The organism is Acinetobacter sp. 1294243 (genome assembly GCF_000588015.1).
Classification (GTDB): Bacteria; Pseudomonadota; Gammaproteobacteria; order Pseudomonadales; family Moraxellaceae; genus Acinetobacter; species Acinetobacter pittii.
On record NZ_JFXG01000023.1, the window covers coordinates 15,674 to 38,593 of the forward strand.

General features: G+C 38.6%; 20 protein-coding genes. 15 read left to right on the plus strand and 5 right to left on the minus strand.

Features of this window, described 5'->3' with window-relative positions:
- Window positions 1–42: 42 nt before the first annotated feature.
- The 3 genes from J655_RS21970 to J655_RS21980 form a co-directional block, all read right to left on the minus strand.
- On the minus strand, window positions 43–837 hold the full coding sequence (locus tag J655_RS21970) for a substrate-binding domain-containing protein (RefSeq protein ID WP_032053149.1): 795 nt from the start codon (window positions 835–837) through the stop codon (window positions 43–45).
- Window positions 838–928: 91 nt separating this feature from the next.
- Window positions 929–2,239, minus strand: coding sequence for an MFS transporter (locus J655_RS21975; RefSeq protein ID WP_017387501.1), 1,311 nt, complete (start codon window positions 2,237–2,239; stop codon window positions 929–931).
- Between the two features lie 277 nt (window positions 2,240–2,516).
- Complete coding sequence (locus tag J655_RS21980; RefSeq protein WP_002115857.1) at window positions 2,517–3,446, minus strand: LysR family transcriptional regulator; 930 nt, start codon at window positions 3,444–3,446, stop codon at window positions 2,517–2,519.
- Window positions 3,447–4,239: 793 nt separating this feature from the next.
- Here J655_RS21980 and J655_RS21985 point away from each other — a divergent pair.
- From J655_RS21985 to J655_RS22010, 6 genes are all read left to right on the plus strand, one after another.
- Complete coding sequence (locus J655_RS21985; protein ID WP_005071167.1) at window positions 4,240–5,292, plus strand: Bug family tripartite tricarboxylate transporter substrate binding protein; 1,053 nt, start codon at window positions 4,240–4,242, stop codon at window positions 5,290–5,292.
- Between the two features lie 52 nt (window positions 5,293–5,344).
- Window positions 5,345–5,791, plus strand: coding sequence for a tripartite tricarboxylate transporter TctB family protein (locus J655_RS21990; RefSeq protein WP_080750045.1), 447 nt, complete (start codon window positions 5,345–5,347; stop codon window positions 5,789–5,791).
- Between the two features lie 12 nt (window positions 5,792–5,803).
- The gene (locus tag J655_RS21995; protein ID WP_032053153.1) at window positions 5,804–7,303 is read left to right on the plus strand and encodes a tripartite tricarboxylate transporter permease; all 1,500 of its coding nucleotides are present in this window, start codon (window positions 5,804–5,806) and stop codon (window positions 7,301–7,303) included.
- Window positions 7,304–7,352: 49 nt separating this feature from the next.
- The gene (locus tag J655_RS22000; protein WP_032053155.1) at window positions 7,353–8,399 is read left to right on the plus strand and encodes an AbrB family transcriptional regulator; all 1,047 of its coding nucleotides are present in this window, start codon (window positions 7,353–7,355) and stop codon (window positions 8,397–8,399) included.
- Between the two features lie 160 nt (window positions 8,400–8,559).
- The gene (locus J655_RS22005) at window positions 8,560–9,945 is read left to right on the plus strand and encodes an outer membrane protein transport protein (protein WP_032053157.1); all 1,386 of its coding nucleotides are present in this window, start codon (window positions 8,560–8,562) and stop codon (window positions 9,943–9,945) included.
- Between the two features lie 33 nt (window positions 9,946–9,978).
- On the plus strand, window positions 9,979–11,346 hold the full coding sequence (locus J655_RS22010) for an amidohydrolase (protein ID WP_017387507.1): 1,368 nt from the start codon (window positions 9,979–9,981) through the stop codon (window positions 11,344–11,346).
- 57 nt (window positions 11,347–11,403) lie between these two features.
- Here the strand turns inward: J655_RS22010 and J655_RS22015 are convergent, their stop codons facing one another.
- Window positions 11,404–12,411, minus strand: coding sequence for an AraC family transcriptional regulator (locus J655_RS22015; RefSeq protein WP_032053159.1), 1,008 nt, complete (start codon window positions 12,409–12,411; stop codon window positions 11,404–11,406).
- Window positions 12,412–12,626: 215 nt separating this feature from the next.
- Between J655_RS22015 and J655_RS22020 the strand changes: the two genes are divergently transcribed.
- Window positions 12,627–13,652, plus strand: coding sequence for a fatty acid desaturase (locus J655_RS22020; RefSeq protein WP_081403816.1), 1,026 nt, complete (start codon window positions 12,627–12,629; stop codon window positions 13,650–13,652).
- Window positions 13,653–13,753: 101 nt separating this feature from the next.
- On the opposite strand, the gene J655_RS22025 is transcribed toward J655_RS22020, so the two are convergent.
- The gene (locus J655_RS22025) at window positions 13,754–14,362 is read right to left on the minus strand and encodes a LysE family translocator (RefSeq protein WP_005803295.1); all 609 of its coding nucleotides are present in this window, start codon (window positions 14,360–14,362) and stop codon (window positions 13,754–13,756) included.
- 255 nt (window positions 14,363–14,617) lie between these two features.
- Between J655_RS22025 and J655_RS22030 the strand changes: the two genes are divergently transcribed.
- The 8 genes from J655_RS22030 to hxsC all read left to right on the plus strand — a co-directional run bounded on the left by J655_RS22030 (window position 14,618) and on the right by hxsC (window position 22,898).
- Window positions 14,618–15,490 (plus strand): LysR family transcriptional regulator, encoded by an 873-nt coding sequence (locus tag J655_RS22030; protein ID WP_017402932.1) that lies wholly within the window; start codon window positions 14,618–14,620, stop codon window positions 15,488–15,490.
- Window positions 15,491–15,857: 367 nt separating this feature from the next.
- Window positions 15,858–16,844 (plus strand): DUF1852 domain-containing protein, encoded by a 987-nt coding sequence (locus J655_RS22035; protein WP_000031350.1) that lies wholly within the window; start codon window positions 15,858–15,860, stop codon window positions 16,842–16,844.
- 21 nt (window positions 16,845–16,865) lie between these two features.
- Window positions 16,866–17,909 carry a methionine synthase gene (locus J655_RS22040; protein ID WP_017400049.1) on the plus strand — a complete coding sequence of 348 codons (1,044 nt, stop codon included), beginning with the start codon at window positions 16,866–16,868 and terminating at the stop codon, window positions 17,907–17,909.
- Window positions 17,910–18,094: 185 nt separating this feature from the next.
- On the plus strand, window positions 18,095–18,586 hold the full coding sequence (locus J655_RS22045) for a flavin reductase (RefSeq protein ID WP_000249487.1): 492 nt from the start codon (window positions 18,095–18,097) through the stop codon (window positions 18,584–18,586).
- 674 nt (window positions 18,587–19,260) lie between these two features.
- A complete protein-coding gene (locus J655_RS22050; protein WP_032053166.1) occupies window positions 19,261–19,815 on the plus strand; it encodes a TetR/AcrR family transcriptional regulator in 555 nt (184 codons plus the stop codon).
- 189 nt (window positions 19,816–20,004) lie between these two features.
- Window positions 20,005–20,277, plus strand: coding sequence for a hypothetical protein (locus tag J655_RS22055; RefSeq protein WP_032053168.1), 273 nt, complete (start codon window positions 20,005–20,007; stop codon window positions 20,275–20,277).
- Complete coding sequence (gene hxsB, locus J655_RS22060; RefSeq protein ID WP_228132279.1) at window positions 20,246–21,700, plus strand: His-Xaa-Ser system radical SAM maturase HxsB; 1,455 nt, start codon at window positions 20,246–20,248, stop codon at window positions 21,698–21,700. The genes J655_RS22055 and hxsB overlap by 32 nt, the downstream gene beginning before the upstream one ends.
- A gap of 7 nt (window positions 21,701–21,707) precedes the next feature.
- A complete protein-coding gene (gene hxsC / locus J655_RS22065) occupies window positions 21,708–22,898 on the plus strand; it encodes a His-Xaa-Ser system radical SAM maturase HxsC (RefSeq protein ID WP_032053172.1) in 1,191 nt (396 codons plus the stop codon).
- Window positions 22,899–22,920: the final 22 nt, after the last annotated feature.

The window sequence follows — 22,920 nt, forward strand, 5'->3', positions numbered from 1 at the left end:
AGTAAAGGCAACATCACCTCAAGATGTTGCCTTTTAGAGCTTTTATTCTTTAACCTGCTCAAGACCCTGTTCTTCAATAATTTGTGTTGCTTGTGACGATTTCACAAATTTAATTAACTCTTTTGCGACTTTTGCATGTTCCGAGTTTTTACCAATGCCTGCCGAAAATACCGTCACTTTTTGATACGGTGCAGGGATTGGGCCGACTAATTCAACTTGACCATATTTGCCTGTAAAAGGTTTGATTTCACTAATTTGCTGGAAACCAATATCAAACTGGCCTTCGGCGATACGTTTTGCAACGCGGTCACCAACTACTTTTTCTGCTTTACTCGAAATTACTTTGTACTCGACAGGTGGGAAGCTTGGGAAAACATCTTTTTCAAGATGTGTACCGCTCGCACTTGCTGAATAGCCGATGTGCTTGGCATTTAATAAAACTTTTTCAAATTTTTCTGCAGAACTAATATCTGGCTTTGGTGCACCTTTAGGCACAGCCATGCCAATGCTTGAATTTACTAAAGCACTTTGTGAATTTGGGTCTACATAACCCTTTTCTGCGAGCTTGCTCAGTTCAGGTGCAGCCAACACAACGACATCAAAACGTTCACCACGATCGAGACGATTTGGAATTGCAGTCGGTGATGCACCCATCGATGAACCAGACGAGAGATGCACGGTATGGCCTGTTTGCTTTTCAAATAATGGAATGAGTTTTTCCATAGATGAATAAAAACCGCCTGAGCTAATCACTTCGATTGTATCTGCGTTAGCAAGAGTTGAGCCTAAGCTAGCACCAGCTAGGCAAATGGTCGTGAAGATAGGGGACTTTTTCATAGTATCTCGCTTTAATGACAGGAGAACACAGTACGGAGATTTAAGATCTGCCGTACTGTTCATTAAAATTTCAGGTTAAGTAGTTGTTGTTTTAAGCGCTAATCTTTGCAGGCTCAGCAATCGCGTCAGTATTTTTCTGTTTAGAACCGCGGCATAGATACAAGCTTGAGATGAGGCTACAGACCGCAGCGAGCATAAGCCAGAAAGCAGGGGTACTTGGGTTACCTGTGTTTTCGACAAGGAAGGTACAAGCCATTGGGGTCATACCACCAAAAATAGCGGCTGCAAGGCTAAACGCTAAAGAGAAACCAACTGTACGTACACGTTTCGGCATGACTTCTGCAAGCGTTGCGACCATGGTTCCGTTGTACATACCAAAGAAGAACGAGAAGTAAGCAAGCGTAATTAGAAGGTTTGAGAAACTAATGTTGCTCACTAACCAACTTAAAACCGGATAACTTGTAAAGAGAGCAAGTGTGGTAATGCCGACTAGTACTGGACGGCGACCAATTTTGTCTGAAAGCAAACCACCCATTGGTAACCAGAAGAAATTAGACAAACCAACAAACACGGTTGCTAAAAGGCTGTCTGTTACTGACATTTCTAAAGTACGTTTTGCATACACTGTGGTGTAAACCGTAATAAAGTAGAAAGTGGTCGTCGTCATTGCACTCATCATCATGCCTGCAAGGACGATGCGCCAGTTGCTTGCCAGTGTGCTGAAAATTTCTTTTGTTGAAGGATGAGTCTTTTGCGATTTAAAGTCTTCAGTTTCCTCTAAAGTACGACGGAACAAGAAGATTAACGGAATAATCAAACAACCGATTAAGAACGGAATACGCCAGCCCCATTCACCCACTTGAGCAGTAGTTAAGATGGTGTTGAGCCAGTAGCCAAGTAATGCAGCAAACACAACAGCAACTTGTTGGCTGCCAGACTGCCAGCTTGTGATAAATCCACGATTTTTATCCGTTGCAATTTCTGCTAGATAAATAGAAACACCGCCAGATTCAACACCTGCCGAAAAGCCTTGTAATAGACGTCCAATGACCACCAAAATCGGCGCAATAATACCTATGGTTTCATAACCCGGTACAAAGGTAATTAAGATGGTTCCGATGGCCATAAGGCTTAAAGTAACAATGAGACCTTTACGTCGACCAACTCTGTCGACATAAGCGCCCAAGAAAATAGCGCCGAGAGGACGCATAAGAAAGCCCGCAGCAAATACGGTAAATGTCATCATTAAAGAGACATATTCATTTTCAGAGTGGAAAAATTTTGCCGCGATATAAGTGGCATAGAAACCAAAAAGAAAAAAGTCGTACTGCTCTAAAAAGTTGCCACTCGTTACATTTAATATTTTTTTAAAAGTAGCCCTACGGTTATTCACGACATCCATTGGAGACCTCCTTGGCCTGACAAAATGGAAACATTCACGATTTTCGAGGCTGGACCTAAATTGATTCAATCAATAAATCTAAAGAGCAAATGGGTTAAAGATGAGATTTAGCGAGGTCCTTTGCAGAAAATGTGATGCCTTGTTTCCAGTTCAAACTACACATCTATATTTCGATAAGCAGAAAACCACTTATCATTCGGACGAAAATGTAATCTCAAAAAGCAGGAGGGAGTGAGAGGGCAAAATTAATTAGGTATTTAATAAAATTAATGACTCTTTATAAAATAATTTCAGAACATGGCCAAATCTGGTTTTGAATCAAATCTTTCACACAAGCCTTAATGGCTGACTTTGCAGCAAGTGCAGCAGGTGATAATTCTTCTTCGGCAAGGCTCACCAAATAATTGATTCGTTCAACTTCAGGGTCTACTAACTTGAGTAATTGAAGCTTATGTTTGTACTCTTGCAGACAAGCGCTGCCTGGGCGGACACTGGCAAGGTCGAGGTGAATTAGACTGTCCATGAGTAAGTGTAGGCCATCAATTTCATAGACGACGTTAAGCTGACCAATCTTGTGCTCAAGTAACTTTCTTAAACTATGGCGCTGGCGTGGTAATACTAAAGGAAGGTCTCCAATTTGTTGAGATTGAATCACACCACTTTTGATGCATTCGGCAAGACCATATTTTTCTAGTACTTCCTTGCGTGCCATTAAATACATTTGCTCGCGTACCAAAGGCTGTATTGACCACTGTTTATCAATTTCATTGGTAAAAATAATCGCGATATCGAGCTGACGCGAGTTAATGGATTGAATTAGATTGCCCGATAGCGTTTCCACAATCTCTAAACGAATGTCTGGGTAACGTTCAGACATTAGTTTCATTAAAGGGATACCAATCAAAGCCGTAATGGTCGGTGGAAAGCCAAGGCTGACATGTCCAGATAGTCGTGCAGAATGGGCAGCATCTACCGCGAAGTTCACTTGACGTAAAATAAGTTGAGAATGTTTTAAAAAGGCGAGACCTGCTGGAGTAGGGGTGACACCAAAGGCATTACGCTGTAATAGGCGAATGCTTAGCTCTTGTTCTAATTTACTAATTTGCTGGCTAATTGCTGAAGCGCCCACATCAAGTTTTTGGGCAGCTTTACCAATACTGCCCGCTTCAACCACAGTCAAAAAATACTTTATTTGTTTGATTTCCATAATAAATGTGTTCGCTCATCATCCTTGATTTAATTTGTACAGATATGAAGGATTGGGAAATCTATCATGCGCTTTAATATTAACAGCAATCCATAAAAAAGATCTTTAATTTGATATTCTAAAAACAATAAAACGATCTTTTTCAACTTTAATATTAAAATTTATTCTCTAACTTTTATTTATTATTACGATAAATTTACCGCTAGATTTTCAGTCTTTCACATTCCCTTTTCTTAGAATTTTAACCTATTTAATTTTACTAATGCCCCCTTTAATTTATTGGTATCACGATGTTTTCTTGATCTGTGCTTTAATCTTTTCAAATGAAAAAGGGAGCACATTAAATGCATGATGCATTAAAAAATATGATGGATTTTCAAATTATGAAGAAGAGTAATTGATTAAATAACTATTGGAAAAATATATGAGTATTTAGCTCATTTGATCAGAAGGGAAAATTGGGTAAATAGGTTTATTTATTTAAATATTAACGTTACCCATAGCATGGATATGCAAAAGACAACTCAATAGATTACGTTTTTACTATCTTGTTGTTATTCATCAGTATTATTTAACCGAAGCATTTTTAGATATTTTTGCAAAGGTTTTAATTCTTATTATAGATCTGGTGATTGCCCTAACGTTCCCTCTCCTTAGCTATTTCTTTCAGTCGCTTGATTCGTAATTTTTATAGTAACGCTGCATTACTGAAGTTCGCTGTGAAAAAGCGCATTTCAAAACATAAGACCAAAACTAAAAACCAATAAGCATGATCGTGCCAAGAAGGTCGATTATGGAGATTGGTAAAAATCAAAATATGAATAGAGCAAAACGTTATAAGGATGTATGTAACATGAAAAATTTAACTTTACTGGCATTAACATGCGTCAGTGTGACAATGGCTGGGTGTGGTTCAGGAAATGCTTCTAAAGAGGCGGGTCAGCCAAAACGTCCGGAATGTATAGCCCCAGCCAAGCCGGGTGGCGGGTTTGATATGACCTGTAAATTGATTCAATCTGGCTTTAAACAAACAGACCAGCTCAAAGATCCAATACGCGTAACCTATATGCCGGGTGGGGTTGGTGCCGTAGCCTATAACAAGATCGTAAACAGTGACCCTGCGAATAATAATGCCGTGGTTGCATTTTCCACTGGTTCACTTCTGAACTTAGCACAAGGAAAATTCGGACACTTCACTGAAAAAGATGTGAAATGGTTGTCTGGGGTCGCCGTCGATTATGGTCTGGTTTCGGTACATAAAGACTCGCCATTGAAAAATCTCGATGACTTGATGAAAGCACTCAGAGAAAACCCAAAAGCACTCAGCTTTGGTGGTGCTGGAAGTGTGGGCGGTCAAGACTGGATGCAAACAGCAATGTTGGCAAAAAAAGCAGGTATTAGTCCTGCCGATTTAAGATTTGTTGCACTTGAAGGTGGTGGGGAAGTGCTGACTTCATTATTGGGGCAGCATATTCAAGTTGGGGTAGGCAATATTAGTGAAGTCAGTTCATACCTAGAGTCTGGTGATATTCGGGTTTTGGCTGTTTTTGCTAACAAACGTTTAGACGGAAAGTTCTCAAAATTACCTACTGCAAAAGAGCAAGGCTATGACATTGAGTGGCCAGTCATCCGTGGTTTCTATATGGGACCAAAGGTGAGCGATGAAGCCTATGGTTGGTGGAAAAATGCCTTCGATAAAATGATGGCTAACCAGAAATTTGACGCAGTCCGTGAAAATCAGGATCTACTCCCATTTCAGCTGACAGGTGAAGAACTCAAAGCTTATGTTTATAAACAGACCGCGGAAATGCGGCAGTTATCGCAAGAATATAAATTATCACAATAACAAATTGGCTGGGTTGAGAAACTATTTTCAGCTCAGTTTTTTCTGAGGATAGATGATGAAATCTGAACGGATTCTTACCGCCATTATTACGGTTTGTGGGTTATTTTTGTTGATTTATGCGAGCAATTTTGAAGCCCCAATTTCCTACGATCCAGTGGGTCCTAAAGCTTTTCCTATTTTATTAATGGGCTTAATTACAGCGAGTGCAGCTTATCTCACTATTCGACCGGCCATTATGTTCGAACCCGTTGAGTTGGGGTGGACAAAACATCTAGTCGTTAAGTTAGCGTTATGTGCGGTGGCTTTAACGCTATATGCATTAGTTTTTGAATGGTTAGGCTTTATTGTTGCAACCCTGTTGATGACCATTGCAGTGGGCAAACTTTTCCATGGCAAAACCATACTGGTTTTGGTGACAGGTTTGGTACTTAGCATGAGTACCTACTATATGTTTGACCGTTTCTTGGATGTGCCATTACCACTTGGATTTTTTGGTTAAGGATGACCCGATATGGATGTATTAAGTTTTTTAATGATGGGGTTTGAGGTTGCCTTGCAGCCGCAGAATCTTTTAATTGCTTTGATTGGCGCATTTATTGGAACGATTGTTGGCTTATTACCGGGTTTAGGTCCAATTAATGGTGTGGCAATCTTATTGCCGTTTGCTTACGCTTTGGGTTTACCCGTAGATAGTGCCTTGATTTTATTGGCAGCAGTGTATTTGGGCTGTGAATATGGCGGACGTATTTCAGCGATTCTGTTAAACGTACCCGGAGATGCCGGAGCCATTATGACCACGTTAGATGGTTATCCATTGGCACAGCAAGGAAAGGCAGGAATTGCATTGTCTTTGTCATCGGTTAGTTCCTTTGTTGGGAGTACGGTCGCCTTTATTGGGATTGTATTGTTTGCACCTATATTGGCGAAATGGGCAATTGCATTTGGTCCTGCTGAATATTTTGCGCTGATGGTCTTTGCCATTGTTTGTTTAACTGGTCTGGTCAGTACGCAGCCTTTTAAAACCTTAATTATGGCACTCATGGGCCTAGCACTTTCAACTGTGGGAATGGATGCAATTACAGGTGTATATCGCTTTACCTTTAACAGTGTGGGTTTAAGTGACGGTATTGCTTTTACTACTTTGGTTATTGGCCTATTTAGTGTAAGCGAAATCCTATTAATGCTCGAACGCACGACAATTGGTCAAGTTGCCTTAAAACAAGGAAAGCGTTCTCTTTTTAATCTTAAAGAGTTCTTTTTCTCGTTGGTTGCTATTATCCGCAGTTCAGTGATTGGTTTCTTCTTGGGCATTCTTCCTGGAGCAGGCGCAACCGTTGCAAGTGCCATGGCCTATACCACTGAACGGAAGATGGCAAAGGATAGTAGCAAGTTTGGTAAAGGTGACTTACGTGGGCTTGCTGCACCAGAAAGTGCGAATAATGCAGCGGCTTGTGGTTCATTTGTACCTATGCTCACATTAGGTGTGCCGGGCTCGGGGACGACTGCGGTCATGATGGGCGCGTTGCTTATGTACAACATTGCACCAGGTCCACAGTTATTTGTTCAGCAACCTGTATTGGTGTGGTCGCTGATTGCATCACTTATGGTGGGTAATATCATTCTATTGGTATTGAACTTGCCATTGGTAGGCTTCTTTGCCCGCATGCTGAGTATTCCTAATTATATTTTGATCCCGATCATCGCAAGTGTGAGTTTTGTTGGTGTGTATGCTATTCATAGCAATATCTTTGACTTGCTGTTATGTATGGGCTTAGGTGTATGTGGATATATTCTCAGAAAATTTGATTTTCCTTTAGCTCCATTGATTCTTGGTTTTGTACTTGGCGAATTAATGGAATCGAATCTGCGCCGTGCACTTTCAATTTCTCAAGGGGAACTTGATGTCTTATGGAGCAGTAACATTAGTATAGGACTTTGGACCATGTCAGGATTATTATTGATCTTGCCGATCGTTCGTAAATACTTGTTTATCAAAAAACAGCAAGCTTAATAGGACAGCAATAATAGTCAGCATTGGTTGGCTATTATTGCTCTGAATTATGGAAAAAATAAGCTCAAATCTCAAAGGATTAGCAATTGCTCTGGTCGGAGCTTTAATTGCCAAATATCTGCATATTCCCTTGCCTTGGTTGCTTGGACCCTTATTGACGGCTTTATTGTTCGGTAGTGTTGGTCATCCACTTGCCTGTGATCCCCAGTGGCGACGCATAGGGCAGGTTATTATTGGTATGGCTTTAGGCCTATACTTTTCACCAGCTTTGGTACAGGCAGTGGCAGCATATTGGGGCTTTATCCTCATAGGTTTGGCGTGGTCACTTGTGTTGGGTACATTACTGGCTGGATTGCAATATCGAGTTAATGCCTTGGATTGGGCAACTGCATGGTTTTCTTCGGCCATTGGTAGCGCCAGTGAAATGGTGAATATTGCAGAGCGGTACCAAGCTCAAGTCGATAAAGTCGTTGCTGCTCATAGCCTGAGAATTGTGATTCTTGTTGTGCTGGTTCCAATTTTTATGGAACTTTATTTTCAAGTCGAATGGACTGGTTTAAAGATACCAGTGTCGGATCAATTTAGCTTTTTTCAGGTTGTATTGCTGTTTTGTCTAGCTCTGTTTTTTGGTCAGGTTTTTCAATTTTTTAATCTTTTGAATGCTTGGATTTTGGGGCCACTCGCCATTATTGGGTTATTGTCATTTTGTGGAATACTTCAGATGAAATTGCCTGAATGGTTTACTGCCTTTGGTCAAGTCTGTATTGGTTGGTCACTAGGTAGCAAATTCCCATTTAGCTTTTTAAGAAAAAATAAAAAATTTATTGGAATCACACTGATATTCAATTTACTGGCTTTAGTGCTATCAATAAGCGTTGCTTTATTACTGGTCAATTTAAGTCATACAGAAAAACAAATCTTGATTTTAGGCCTTTCACCCGGAGGCATCGCAGAAATGTCACTGATGGCTAAAGCTCTCGGACTCGCAGTACCCATCGTCGTTTCCTTTCAACTATCAAGATTAATTTTCGTAATTCTCACTACACGCTTTTTTTATCAATACAGTCTGCGATTGTTTTTTAAATCTAAAAAGTAAGCCCTTTTTTAATATAAAAACTTTGTTGTACTTACCGCTACACAACCATAACTTTTCAATATGGCATCTACGGTCAACTCATTGGCGTTTGGAGCTAAGCAGAAGCATTCAAATCTACATAAAGTGAGGAATCAAAATAAAAAATATCCAGGATGGATCCATGAGTTTTGTTGTGAATAAAAAAATATTGATCTTAGGAATAACTTCAATTTGCACAAGCACTTTACATGCGGCTGCATTTGATCAAACAGGGCAGTCTGTAGCGGCATTTTTACAACCGGGTAACTATTTTGAAGCAAGTTTAGGAATCACAGATGCCGATTTAAGTGGTGTAGAGTCGGGCACAAACCCGTCACATCATTCAATTTCAGATATCGCTAACACCGATTATCGACCTACCGCAGCGTTAAAATTACAGTTAGCACCGCAGTATTCATTTGGCTTGCTTTACGATCAACCATTTGGTGCCGACACAGAATATTCAGGCCTAAATGGCTTTGTTGCCACGCCAAAAGACACGGTTATGTTACCCGGCATTACAACAGCAGGACTTGCCAATGCTACTTCTGGTCAGGCTCCTACAGGAAATGCAAAATCAGAATTTGATATACAAAATTTAAGCTTTATTTTGGGGTATCAACCCACAAAAAACTGGAATCTTTATGCGGGGCCAGTCTATCAAACCTTTAAAAGTCAGGTTGAATTAAGGGGAAATGTATTTAGTCTTTACAACGGCTATGACTTTCACACCAAAACTGTAGGTGACTTGGGATGGTTAGCAGGGCTGGCCTACCAGATTCCGGAAAAAGCTGTGAAAGTCTCATTAACCTACCGTTCAGCCATTACTCACAAACTAAACGCGACTGAAAATGCCCCACTCATTGAGATGTTAAGCACTCAACAAGGTCGTGATTTAGTTAATCAGCATCTAGACTACATGATTTCTATTGGTCAGATGACTTCACAAAAGAAAGCTTACTTAAACCAGATTATTGCCAATTTGCCTGAACAAGAAGATACAGGTACAACAAAATTTAAATCTCCTGATTCAGTGAATTTGGAGTTCCAGACAGGACTTCGTCAGGGAACGTTACTGTTTGGTAGTTTACGCTGGGTAAATTGGAGTGATCTTGCTCTACAGCCTTATCGCTTTGGTGAGATCTCAAAAGTTGTTGGCGTACTATCAACGCCAAGCCGTCCGGAAGGTTTTAATTTGGTTCGTTATTATGATGACCAATGGTCTTTAAATTTAGGGGTTGGACAACGCTTTTCACCTAAATGGTTAGGTTCTGTGTCGGTTGGATGGGACTCGGGAGCAGGTGATAAAGTGTCAACGGGTGGCCCAAGCAAGGGATATTACAACTTGGGCGTGGGTGCTCAATATAGCCCGACATCGCAATACTTTATTTCTGGTGGCGTGAAGTATTACTGGTTAGGTGATGCAAAAGCTCAACTTGGCGCACAGGCGGGTAGTGACTATTATGTAGGTGAGTTTAAGGATAACCACTCAGTCAGCTATGGCTTAAAAATAGGATATAAATTTTAAAATTAAATCAGTCATTTATAAGGTTTTAATTACATGAATAAAATCATTAAAAACAGCCTATTTTTAGGATTATCGACTTTCATTGGAGGTTATGGAACTCTCCTTCATGCAGAAGCAAGTCCAACAACTTTGCCGGCGGTTTCGCAAAAAGCGTTAACCATTATTGATGGGCAAACAGAGTGGTTAAATAAGGTCTATAAAGACATTCATGAACACCCTGAACTTGGGTTTATGGAAACGCGTACTTCAGCAATTGTTGCCAAAGAACTTAAGTCACTGGGTTTTGACGTTAAAACGGGAATAGCCAAAACAGGCGTGGTCGGCATTTTAAAAAATGGTGAAGGGCCAACAGTCATGTACCGTGCCGATATGGATGCCAACACTGTTGAAGAAGCGACTGGTTTACCATACGCGAGTAAAGTGCGTGTAAAACTTGATGATGGAACTGAAACACCTGTAGCACATATGTGCGGTCATGATGCACATGTGACATGGATGCTCAGCATGGCAAAAACATTAGTCGCTTTAAAAAAGGAATGGAGCGGAACTATTATTTTAGTCGCGCAACCTGCCGAAGAGCCGATCACAGGTGCAAAAGCTATGGTGACCGATGGCTTATGGACAAAATATAACTTGCCAAAACCTGATTATTTCTTTGCAGTGCATACCACGCCTGCCCCTGTAGGCGTAGTCATCAATGCACCGGGACCACGTATGGCGGGAACCGATCAGCTTGATGTTTTATTTAAAGGTGTGGGTGGGCATGGTTCACTACCAATGCTCACCAAAAACCCGATTAGCATGGCGGCCAATGCAGTAAATCAATATCAAACCATTATGGGTAACGCAGTTGACCCGCAGCAAGCGGCAGTGTTATCAATTGGCTCAATTCAGGCTGGAAATTCGAATAACGTGATTCCTTCTACGGCCTTGGTCAAAATGAACTTGCGCTGGTTTGATCCTAAAGTGCGTGAAACCATGTTAAATAACATTAAGTCTATGAGTGAAGGTGCGGCTCAAATGCAGGGGATGGGTAAAGATCAATTACCTACCTTTACTTTTAAAGGTTCAAGCACACCCGTAATTAACAATAAAGAATTTTCGGCACGTTTAAATGGGCCTTTAAAAGCATTATTAGGCGATAAACATGTTCTAACTGAATATCCTGCGGTTATGGGGTCAGAAGATGTTCATCATTTGTTAGGCGAACAAAAAGACATTCCTTTTAACTTTATGTTCATTGGTGTGGCAGACCCAGTTGTGTTTGCAAATGCAGTCAAGCAAGGCAAACCTGTGCCTTATATTCCACATAGTCCAAACTACATTGTTGACTTAAAAGCTTTACCAGTAGGAGCCAAAGTCACTACAGTTTCGATGCTAGAACTACTTACTAAAAAATAAGTTACTCATAAAAAAAGATGCACTTACATGCATCTTTTTTATCTAAGTTTTTAAAAGTTAAGAGCAAGCCAGATATTTTTCTCGATAATGGATGGGCGATAAATCGGTCCAGCGGCGAAACGCACGGGTAAAACTACTTACATCGGTAAAGCCAAGAATATAAGCAATCTCAGTAATATTATGGTTTGAGTTTTTAATATACGATAAGGCGAGTTCATGCCGAGTCTGATCAAGTAACTCACTATAAGAGGTGTTTTCGGCAGAAAGTTTGCGTTGCAGACTCCGTATGCTTAAGCCCAGACTTTTTGCAACGTCTTGTTGTTGAAAATCACCTGTAGATAATTTTTCGATTAATTTTACTTTCACTCGTGCCAATATATTTTCTTTATCGAGCCGTGCCAGATAACGATTAATAATTTCATCATATTCTTGGGTGAGAGTCGGATTTGCACCTTCTAGTGGTTGTTCTATGGTTGCCGTATCAAACACAATCATATCTTTGGGTGCATTAAAAACGATCGGAGCTTTTAAAATACTCTGGAATGTTTCTAGATCTTCTGGCTCTGAACGTCTTAGTTCAATCCGTAAGGGCGAAAAAACAGATCCTTGTAAAGCACGACTCGAGCGAATAAATACCGAAATAAATGCATCTATTGATTCGGGTTGAACTTCGTCGGGAACATGAATAACGAAATAATGGTTACTTCCTTGCCCATAAAAATCTAGTTCTGGAATATCTGTAACCACACGAAAATAACGAATAATTCTTAGAAACATCTCTTTTAGGGTGGTGCTGGTAATCAGTGAATGTCCTAACACATGAAAAGTATTTTGATTGACTTGGCTGGCAACTTTAAGGCCAAAACATGAATCTTGAGTTTTCTGAACTGCTAATTTCCATAAATTTGCTGTTTGTTTTAATGAATATCGTGCATCAGGATTACTCAGAGCCTGAATATCTAAACCTGCTTGTTCTAATAAAGGTTGACTATCAACACCGGCTTTTTCGAGCGCTTTTTGAATCGCTTTCACCCAGCTAGCCAGTGCCGTTGCTGTCTGTGGCATGTTATGTCCTATAACTTGTGATTCATATTCCTGTGAACAGTATAAAAGATTCAAAACTAAAAAATCTTTTGTTTGTTTTGAATCTTTTTATTTTGGCATCCATAGCCAATAGATTGGCGTTTCGAGCTAAGCACACTTAGGGTGATCTAAATAAAGTAGGGGCATGAAAAACTGAGGAATAACGGATGACTTATATTTATAAAAATCCTGCCGGAATGACCGATAGCGAAAAAACGGAACATATTAAAAAAGTAGTAACAGCAGAAGGTGTGGCTTTACGCAAACGCCATCCTATTTTGAACCATCAAAATGCCATTGGGGCGATGATTCTATTTATATCTTTGGTCGGCATGATAGCGACTGCCGTGCTCTATATAAATCATCAACTTTCAGCTTGGTTTGCAATTCCAATTATTGCTTTTTTTGCATCGCTCACCCATGAGTTAGAGCATGACCTGATTCACTGGATGTATTTTAGAAAGAAACCATGGGCACATCATTTAATGATGAGCTTAGTCTGGTTAGCTCGACCAAGTACCATTAACCCGTGGAAACGTCGTGAGCTGCATTTTAACCATCATAAAAACTCGGGCACCGAAGTTGATTTAGAAGAAAGAGCTTTAACCAATGGAGAGCAATGGAGCATACGCCGACTCATCGCGATTGGTGATAACGGCTTGGCGGGCTTGTTCCGTATTATCTCTGCAAGCAATTGGACGGGTAAAAAAGTCATTTTTAAACGTGCATTTATGGCTTATTTCCCGTTAGGAATTATTCACTGGTCGCTGTGGTATATCTTTTTAGGTTTTCATGTAGTTGATGTTGTTGCAGGTTGGGCGAATGCACCGATTGCTTGGTCAGCTACCACTTTAAATATTATGCATGTGGTTAATATTTTGACTGTTGTTTGGGTCGCACCGAATGTGCTGCGTACCTTCTGCTTGCACTTTGTGACTAGTAATATGCATTACTACGGTGATGTCGAATTGGGTAATGTCATTCAACAAACTCAAGTATTAACGCCGTGGTGGATGATGCCGTTCCAATTGTTTTGCTTTAACTTTGGTTCAACACATGCCATCCACCATTTTGTGGTGAAAGAACCATTCTACATTCGCCAAATGACGGCACCAGTTGCCCATAAAGTCATGCGTGATATGGGAGTGCGGTTTAACGATGTCGGAACCTTTAAAAGAGCAAACCGTTGGAACGTAAATGATTTATCAGAATCAAAAAGTTAAAACATAGCTTTTTATCTCACTCAAATGGACTGAGTTCTGTACGAAGCACTCAGTCCATTAACCATAATTTCACTATAGAGTTTCTTAAAAATTAAACGGCTCTACTGAAACTTAGTAAAAAGTAAAATCACGCCTAAGACACATAAAATTGAACCAATCACCTTATTAATTTGCACCTGCTTGGCTAACATTTTTTGCCTCAATAGCATGGATGAAAACAGCACAGCTACTAGTGAGAACCATACAAAATGGGCAAAAGACATAAAAAGGCCATAAGCTATAAGAACGCTTTCAGGTGTAGTTAAACTCACAATTTGCGTATAGGTACTAATTACAAATAGTGTGGTTTTAGGGTTGAGGGCATTGGTAAAAAAGCCGTATTTTATGGCTTGAAAACTGCCTATAGCGTTTAAAGCAACAGCGTCTAAAACAGGTTTTTGCGTAAAGGTTTTATAGCCAATATAGATCAGGTAAAGTGCACCAATGTACTTAACAATATTCAAAATTTGCGGCGTATAAGTCATTACAAAGGCAACGGCAACTAATGTGTAGGTCACATGCACCAACACGCCAAGTGATATTCCCAGTGAAGTGAACACACCTATTTTTCTACCGTACAGATAACTGTTTTTAGTCACAATCGCGAAGTCAGCGCCGGGGCTAACCACCGCCAAAATCGTAATAAGAATAACCGCAATAAACTCTGCCATTATCTTGCACTCTCACTGAAAACGAGGTAATTCATCTGTACTTTTTGGAATGTATTTGAGAGGTGAACTGTTTTGCTTAAAGCAGTTATTTTTTCCACGTAATAAGCTCTATCTATACGCCTGTGAAGATAGATATCGATATTCAATATGTTTTTCATCATCTAAAATGGGGTTTAATAAAGATGATTTTTATTTTGAACAGAAATCTAAAAATAAAAATCGATAAAAACGACTATATATCTATGAGTTTTTGGAATGATTGAAAGAATATCGCTGAATTCACTAAAATTTTTCTATTTTGTGGCGAAGTATGGCAGTGTGACTTTAGCTGCAAAGAAATTATTTGTGACGCAAAGTGCGGTCAGTAAACAGATTTATAATTTGGAAGAAGCTTTAAATACGACTTTATTCGATCGTAAAAATAAAACACTTGTGATGACCGAGCAGGGCGAAATTTTATTGAGTTGTTGCCATCAAGTTTTTGGTCAACTCGATGAATGTTTAATAGAACTCAGCCAGCCTAAAACTCACAACAAGCAACTGGTCTTGTCGTGTGAACCGACGCTTTCCATGAAATGGCTCATTCCTCGGTTATCAAAATTTAAAAAGCTCGGTCATGATTTTGAGGTTGTGTTACTTACCGCAGGTGGCGTGGTCGATTTTGAAAAAGATAATATTGATATCGCAATTCGCAGAAATGACTTTGATTGGGGAGAGCATATTTATAGCGAAAAGATTGCTGATGAATATATCGCTCTAGTTCAAGCAATCAAGCCATCGGAAACAAACGACTTACTCATTTCGACCTCTAGACCGAATTTTTTCAAAAGCATGAGTCGCATTGCTGAGTTAAAGCAAAATTTGAAAGGCTACACCAAAGTTGAACTCGAACATTTTTATCTATGTTTAGAAGGTTGTTTGGCAGGACTTGGCGCAACTGTGATCTCAATTTACATGATTGAAAAAGAGCTTGAATGGAACTTACTGAAAAGAATTTCACCTGTTGTGCAAGATAATTCAGCCTATTTTTTACTTTCTCATAGCGCTTTTGAGGAAGATTCACGTAAAACCATATTTTTAGAATGGCTAAAAGCAGAGATGAATGAGAGTCAGCACACATTACTTTAGTTTGATTCTTTTTAACTTAATTAATTGTTTATAAGTATTTGAAAAAATAATGAATATTTAAAATAATTAAGGTGCCGTGTGAGCGCTGTATATTGAATTTCTGCTGTCTAAAATTTCCTAAGATGAAAAATATTTAACTTCATACTTATTTGTTAAACCCTAAACATGAATTTCACTCAGTTTGTAATGAGACTAAATCATTTTTATTCATGTTCTGATTGCGGTATAAATCTATTCATGCTCTGAAGCGCTCCAGTAATTCACTTTGATAAGACCATAAGGCACAAATCTGACAAGTCTGGAAAGTTTAAAAAGAGCAAAAAGTTTTTATTTAGGTTTTATCTCAGAAATTAGGGTACTGATCACAATGAGTAAAGAATTTACATTTACGATTAAGAGTATTTGTTTCGATGAGAACTATCGTCCAGCAGACAATACACGTATTACAACCAACTTTGCTAACTTGGCAAGAGGGATGAGCCGCGAAGAAAATTTGCGCAATACATTGCAGATGATCGACAATCGTTTCAATGCCTTAGCTCATTGGGACAACCCTAAAGGCGACCGCTATGGCGTTGAACTTGAAATCATTTCAGTTGAAATGAATATTGATGCCGAAAATCGTACCAGCGGGCTTCCTTTAATCGAAATATTGAAAACCAATATTGTTGATAAGAAAACCAATGAACGCATCGAAGGTATTGTGGGCAACAACTTCTCGTCTTATGTACGTGACTATGACTTTAGTGTGCTGTTGTTAGATCACAACAAAAACAAGTCGACTTTTAGCACGCCAGAGAAGTTTGGTGAATTGCACGGTAACTTGTTTAAGAGCTTTATTAACTCTGAAACTTATAAAGCCAACTTTAAAAAGGCGCCTGTGATTTGCTTAAGCGTTTCGACGACTAAAGAGTACCACCGTACTGAAAACGAACATCCAGTTTTAGGTGTTGAATACAAGCAAGAAGACTATTCACTCACTGATGAATATTTTCAAAAAATGGGCTTAAAAGTTCGCTACTTCATGCCGCCAAATAGCGTTGCGCCGTTAGCGTTCTATTTTACAGGCGATTTGTTGAGTGATTACACCAACCTTGAGTTGATTAGTACGATTAGTACGATGGAAACATTCCAAAAGATTTACCGTCCTGAAATTTACAACGCAAATTCAGTGGCTGGAAAATCTTATCAACCAAGCTTGAAACACGAAGATTATTCACTTACTCGAATTGTGTATGACCGTGAAGAACGTAGCCGTTTGGCTATTGAGCAGGGGAAGTTTGTTGAAGAGCAATTTATCAAACCATACCAAGCGATTCTTGAGCAGTGGTCTGCTAATTACGCTCCTAATTAATCAACATACGGGTTATTGATCATGAAAAAATTATTACCAACTTCAACTGCTGGCAGCTTACCTAAACCGTCTTGGCTTGCAGAACCTGAAAAGCTTTGGTCGCCTTGGAAACTTGAAAACGAAGGTTTAGCCGAAGGTAAAAAAGACGCGTTACGTTTGGCGTTGCACGAACAACAACTTGCTGGCATCGACATTGTGAGCGATGGCGAACAAACCCGCCAACACTTTGTGACCACGTTTATTGAACACTTAAATGGCGTAGATTTTGAGAAGCGCGAAACAGTTCGTATTCGTGACCGTTACGATGCAAGCGTGCCATCTGTTGTAGGTGCGGTGTCTCGTCAAAAGCCTGTGTTTGTTGAAGATGCGAAGTTTTTACGTCAGCAAACCAATCAACCAATTAAGTGGGCATTACCTGGCCCAATGACTATGATTGATACGCTTTACGATGGCCACTACAAGAGCCGTGAAAAACTTGCTTGGGAATTTGCAAAAATCTTGAACCAAGAAGCGCGTGAGCTAGAAGCTGCTGGTGTAGATATTATTCAGTTTGATGAACCTGCATTTAACGTATTCTTTGACGAAGTAAATGACTGGGGCATTGCGACTTTAGAGCGTGCAATTGAAGGTCTAAAATGTGAAACTGCGGTCCACATTTGCTATGGTTACGGCATTAAAGCCAACACTGACTGGAAAAAGACACTTGGTTCAGAATGGCGTCAATACGAAGAAGCTTTCCCGAAACTTCAAACGTCTAACATTGATATCATCTCGTTAGAATGTCACAACTCACATGTGCCTATCGATTTACTTGAACTCATTCGCGGTAAAAAAGTGATGGTCGGTGCAATTGATGTTGCATCTAACCAGATTGAAACACCAGAAGAAGTAGCCAACACACTACGTAAAGCGCTTCAATTTGTAGATGCTGACAAGCTTTACCCTTGCACAAACTGCGGTATGGCACCTCTTTCTCGTGAAGTGGCACGCGGCAAGTTAAATGCTTTAAGTGCAGGTGCAGAAATCGTTCGCCGAGAACTGACGGGTTATGATCTTACTGCTTAATATTTACCAATAAGTGGTATAAAGGGTTACTTTTTTGATGGCAGTTGATAATCAAACGAGTAACCCTCATTTTACTTACTACATGTCGCTCTAATCAGATCGCATGTCGATAGTACCTTCCTGATGGAGTTGGGCGGTATAGCAAACACACAGGACAAGGTACGGTTCAATTTAGGAATAATGTCATGGTTCAAGCAACAGACTTTAGAAATGCAATGTCTTTACTCACAAGTGCAGTTAGTGTTGTGACTACGGCAGGCATGTCTGGCCGTTTTGGATTTACTGCCTCTGCTGTTTGTAGTGTGACCGACACACCTCCGACATTATTGGTATGTATGAACCAATCTGCGAGTTCGCATGCACATTTCCTAGATAACAAAATCTTAACTGTGAACGTGTTAGGCGCGCACCACGAACATATTTCAAAAGCATTTTCATCTAAACTTACACCAGAAGAGCGCTTTAAACATGGCGCATGGATTGAGTTAGAAACGGGTTCACCTGTGTTGGATGATGCTTTGGTAAGTTTCGATTGTGAGATTGAGCAAATTCAACAAGTCGGCACACACACAATTTTTATATGTCCGATCGTGGCGATTAAACAAAGCCAACATGACCAAAGTTTGGTTTATTTTAACCGTGCTTATCACCAAGTGGGGCAGACGGAAATTGTCTAAACTGACTTTTCGCTGTGCACTCTTACACTAAAAGTTAAAAGATAGAAATCAATAAGCATGGATCGCTTCACTCAACTTAAAAATATAATTAAATATAATATCTTAAATAATAATTAAGTTAATCTAATGAAAAATAATAAGAAATTTAAATGCTTGTCATAAAAGCTACATTGACACCTCTAAACTCTCAGATTATGCTTTGCGTGCTGGCCACATTGCCAGCCGGCTTTGACAGGCCGCGCTCAAGAACATTGAAAAAATTCATTTTTTTGATGTAGACTCACTCGTCCCCCTTTTTGTAGCGGTAGGACGGAAGGGGGACACCTTCGGGTGTGCTGGGTCTTGAGCCAGTCTGTCAACCCTCTTTCGTTCTGCCACCATAATTCCAAATGAATGCCTTGGCAGAACTCCCAAAATCAGGAGTTGGCTATGCACATCCATCATTTCTTGGTACTCCGTGCCAAAAGCTATAACGACACAGCTTAAAAATTTACAGCAGCTTGAACGCCATAAGGTTTTCAGGCTTTAAGTCATTTTTACTTAAAACTTAGCAAAACAAAACTTGAGATGTGCCAAGCACCGTCTTACGGCTTTGCTGTGCCTTTTTTTCTCCCAAAAAGGCCACAGGCTTTTTATCTCATTTAGAAACAACAAGAATTTATAACGGTAAAACTATGCCAACTTTAGAAAGATCTTCCAAAAAATTACAGGTTGTTCAAACCGCCATCCAACTCTTTACCACGCATGGATTTCATAGTGCAGGCGTAGACCTGATTATTAAAAAATCTAAAATTCAAAAAGCCACGTTTTATAACTACTTTCACTCAAAAGAACGCCTTGTTGAAATGTGTCTAATCTTTCAAAAAAGCCGACTTAAAGAAGAAGTTCTGGCAATTGTCTACTCACATCGCTACCCAACCGCAGCCGATAAACTCAAAGAAATTGTCCGCTTACATGTCGATGTGAATAGCCTTTACCACCTGTTGTTTAAAGCCATTTTTGAATTAAAACTGCTTTATCCACGGGCTTACCGCATGGCAGTTGAATATCGAAAATGGCTACTAAAAGAAATTTTTGATTTGGTCTTTAGTCTGGAAACTAACAAACCCAAACCCGATGCCAACATGGTTTTAAACTTAATTGATGGCTTGATGCTACAGGTTTTAAGCTCAAATCGTGTGGATGAAAGGGATGTGGTGTTGGAGAGGTTTTGGGGGAGGGGAGAATAATATATATGGGAATGGTAATCTTAAAATATTGTCTATTAAGCGATAAAATTTAAAAAATATTATGAATAATTTATAAATAAAAAATAAAGTTAATATTTTTATGAGCTTGATATGATTATAATTGTTTAATTAAACTACAATATATTATATGACTGGTTTATCTAAAATACTCTTAGAAATGAGGCAATAGTGACTCAAAAATTAATTAAATTTGGCTTTGACTTTCATAGCGAACTATTAATGGATGAAATTTTGCAGGCATTGAAGTTTTGTCCAGTTCAATACGATATTGAGCAAATTAGTGAGAAACATTACTTTTTTGAAGTCAGTGACTCAAAAGCAAAGTTACTTATACTTAATTTTATCAATGATTTTTATTTGCGAAAAGAACTCAATGCAAAGATAGCACCTGAGCAAAAATCATTTGTCGATGCCATTATTAGAGCGAGTATTAGTAAATAAAATGCTTTTTAGTAATTCTGAATTAATGCCATTTAATTTTAAAAGAATGGCAAATGACAATTACCTCATAACGAGTGTTACGGGTGATTTTGAATTTATTTCTCATGAAAATTTAAGGAAATTAATTGCGAAAGATGAGTCATTAGATATTGAACTCTATCTCAAATTAAAATCAAAATTTTTTTTAATAAGTAAAAATGCTATTGGAACAAAAAGGGCTTTATCCTCAAGGTTACATTCAAAAAAATCGACAGTTTTAAATGGCCCAGCACTGCATATTATTGTGGTAACTATTCAATGTATGCATTCGTGTTCATACTGCCAAGTAAGTCGCCAGCAAGAAGGAGATGAATTTACCATATCAAAGGAAGACTTGTTTTTAGCTTGCGATACTATATTTGAAAGTACTTCAGAAACATTGACGGTTGAGTTTCAAGGGGGAGATCCCTTAATAAGATATAATCTTGTGAAAGTTGCTATTGAGTACATTAGTGAAAAAAATAAGCTACACAATAGATCAATTCGTTTTGTAGTAACCACTACATTACATCAATTAACTTCTGAAATGTGCTCATTTTTTAAAGAACATCAAGTTGTATTATCAACAAGTATAGATGGTGTTGCCGATTTGCATAATAAGAATAGACCAATTGCTAATCGAGATGCTTATGAAAGAACTCTCGAGGGTTTAGAACTAGCACGTAAAGAGTTAGGACAAGATTCTGTTTCTGCATTAATGACGACTACACGTAAAAGTTTGGACTACCCTCATGAAATTGTAGATGCATACGTTAAATTAGGTTTTAAAGACATTTTTATTCGTGGTTTAAGTGATTATGGGTTTGCCAAAAAGAACTCAAAACGACTTGCTCCAAGTCATAGTGAATTTTTGAATTTTTATTCAAAAGCATTGGAGCGAGTTCTTTATTGGAATAATCACGGATATGAACTTATAGAGGTACATACTGCAATTTTATTAAATAAAATCTTATCTCCTTTTGATCAAGGCTATATTGATTTGCAGAGTCCTTCAGGAGCTGGGCTTGGTTGCATGGTTTATAATTACGATGGATATGTTTATCCAAGTGATGAAGCTCGCATGCTTAAAGAAACAGGGAATATCTCCTTACGTTTAGGCAAGATCGGAGAGCCATTATCTCAATTATTATCATCTAACTTACAAAGAAATATTATTGCATCAAGCCTTAATTTTAATGATCCAAGTTGTAGAGAGTGTGCTTATTTACCTTATTGTGGGCCCGATCCAATTAGTGCTTATAATGAATTTAGCATGATGACTCCACCTACTCATCTAACTAGTCACTGCAAGCGATACATGGGTTTATTTGATTTAATTTTTAATAAATATCAAGATTCTGAAAGTTTCAGAAAAATAGCCAACCGATGGGCTTTTAGTAAGTAGATATGTAATGAGAAAAATAAAACTAGAGTCAGTTACACAGCATACGCCACAAATCTTTAGGGTTCTTAATCTTAATAACTTATATGTAGAGTGGTTACCTGATCAATCAATTCTTGTGCCAATTACTACTATTCAAGAGGTCGAAGTTTTTGATCGATATATTAGATCTGGTTTAGATAATCTATATCCAATTTATAGTTCAGATTTAATGAATATTGTTGGTGAAAAAAATCTCTTTATTCCAGAAAACCAAGTATTAGAAGCTAATGATGTGGTTGCTATTGATTTAAATAAAAAGAATCTAAATGTGCTTTTGAGAGCAAGTGATACCCATCATACTTTATTCCTAACTAATAGATGCAATAACTATTGCATCATGTGTTCACAGCCGCCAACAAAGCATGACGATTCATGGTTAATAGAACAGGCGTTAGAAATTATTGATCACCTAAGTTATGTACCAATGAATATTGGCTTAACAGGTGGTGAGCCATTATTGCTAGATAAAAATTTAAGATTGATCATTGATATTATTCACCATAAATTCCCTTCGACTAAGATTGACGTATTAACAAATGGTCGTTTATTTAGTAATTCCGAAGTAGCTGAATCGATATTATCTAATCTCGAAACTCAAGTGAATTGGCTCATTCCTTTATATGGACACGCAGATCTCTTACATGATTTTGTGGTGCAACAACATTCAGCTTTTGAAGAGACCTTAGAAGGCTTCTATGTTCTTCAAAATTATGAGCAGCCGATACAATTACGAATTGTCCTAGTTAAGCCAGTGTTAGAGAACTTGCTCAATCTTTGCAATTATATCCGCTCCAATCTTCCTTTTATTAACGAAGTCGCATTTATAGGATGTGAGCCTATTGGTTTTGCATTAGCAAATAGAGAACTTAGTCAAGTTGATATTAAGGAGTGGTGGAAAGAGTTAGAAAATGCTGCTGATATTTTAATAAACTCCAAAATCCGCTTTATTTTTATGAATATTCCTTTATGTTGTTTGCCTGAAAATCTATGGGATTTTGCCGCGCAAAGTATTTCAGATTGGAAAAATACTTATGATCCAGTATGTCTGGAATGTGATTTAAAAGGAAAATGCTGTGGTTTATTTAGTTGGTATAAAAATGGTTGGATGCCATCTACTATAAAACCAATAAAATTGTTGAAACCAAGTATGAATAATTAGCATAATATAAATATTAAATAAA

Bases quoted from the DNA above. Each gene is read 5' to 3' on its own strand.
- J655_RS21970 (WP_032053149.1), bottom strand. From the start codon at position 837: ATGAAAAAGTCCCCTATCTTCACGACCATTTGCCTAGCTGGTGCTAGC.
- J655_RS21975 (WP_017387501.1), bottom strand. From the start codon at position 2,239: ATGGATGTCGTGAATAACCGTAGGGCTACTTTTAAAAAAATATTAAAT.
- J655_RS21980 (WP_002115857.1), bottom strand. From the start codon at position 3,446: ATGGAAATCAAACAAATAAAGTATTTTTTGACTGTGGTTGAAGCGGGC.
- J655_RS21985 (WP_005071167.1), top strand. From the start codon at position 4,240: ATGGAGATTGGTAAAAATCAAAATATGAATAGAGCAAAACGTTATAAG.
- J655_RS21990 (WP_080750045.1), top strand. From the start codon at position 5,345: ATGATGAAATCTGAACGGATTCTTACCGCCATTATTACGGTTTGTGGG.
- J655_RS21995 (WP_032053153.1), top strand. From the start codon at position 5,804: ATGGATGTATTAAGTTTTTTAATGATGGGGTTTGAGGTTGCCTTGCAG.
- J655_RS22000 (WP_032053155.1), top strand. From the start codon at position 7,353: ATGGAAAAAATAAGCTCAAATCTCAAAGGATTAGCAATTGCTCTGGTC.
- J655_RS22005 (WP_032053157.1), top strand. From the start codon at position 8,560: ATGAGTTTTGTTGTGAATAAAAAAATATTGATCTTAGGAATAACTTCA.
- J655_RS22010 (WP_017387507.1), top strand. From the start codon at position 9,979: ATGAATAAAATCATTAAAAACAGCCTATTTTTAGGATTATCGACTTTC.
- J655_RS22015 (WP_032053159.1), bottom strand. From the start codon at position 12,411: ATGCCACAGACAGCAACGGCACTGGCTAGCTGGGTGAAAGCGATTCAA.
- J655_RS22020 (WP_081403816.1), top strand. From the start codon at position 12,627: ATGACCGATAGCGAAAAAACGGAACATATTAAAAAAGTAGTAACAGCA.
- J655_RS22025 (WP_005803295.1), bottom strand. From the start codon at position 14,362: ATGGCAGAGTTTATTGCGGTTATTCTTATTACGATTTTGGCGGTGGTT.
- J655_RS22030 (WP_017402932.1), top strand. From the start codon at position 14,618: ATGATTGAAAGAATATCGCTGAATTCACTAAAATTTTTCTATTTTGTG.
- J655_RS22035 (WP_000031350.1), top strand. From the start codon at position 15,858: ATGAGTAAAGAATTTACATTTACGATTAAGAGTATTTGTTTCGATGAG.
- J655_RS22040 (WP_017400049.1), top strand. From the start codon at position 16,866: ATGAAAAAATTATTACCAACTTCAACTGCTGGCAGCTTACCTAAACCG.
- J655_RS22045 (WP_000249487.1), top strand. From the start codon at position 18,095: ATGGTTCAAGCAACAGACTTTAGAAATGCAATGTCTTTACTCACAAGT.
- J655_RS22050 (WP_032053166.1), top strand. From the start codon at position 19,261: ATGCCAACTTTAGAAAGATCTTCCAAAAAATTACAGGTTGTTCAAACC.
- hxsB (WP_228132279.1), top strand. From the start codon at position 20,246: ATGCCATTATTAGAGCGAGTATTAGTAAATAAAATGCTTTTTAGTAAT.
- hxsC (WP_032053172.1), top strand. From the start codon at position 21,708: ATGAGAAAAATAAAACTAGAGTCAGTTACACAGCATACGCCACAAATC.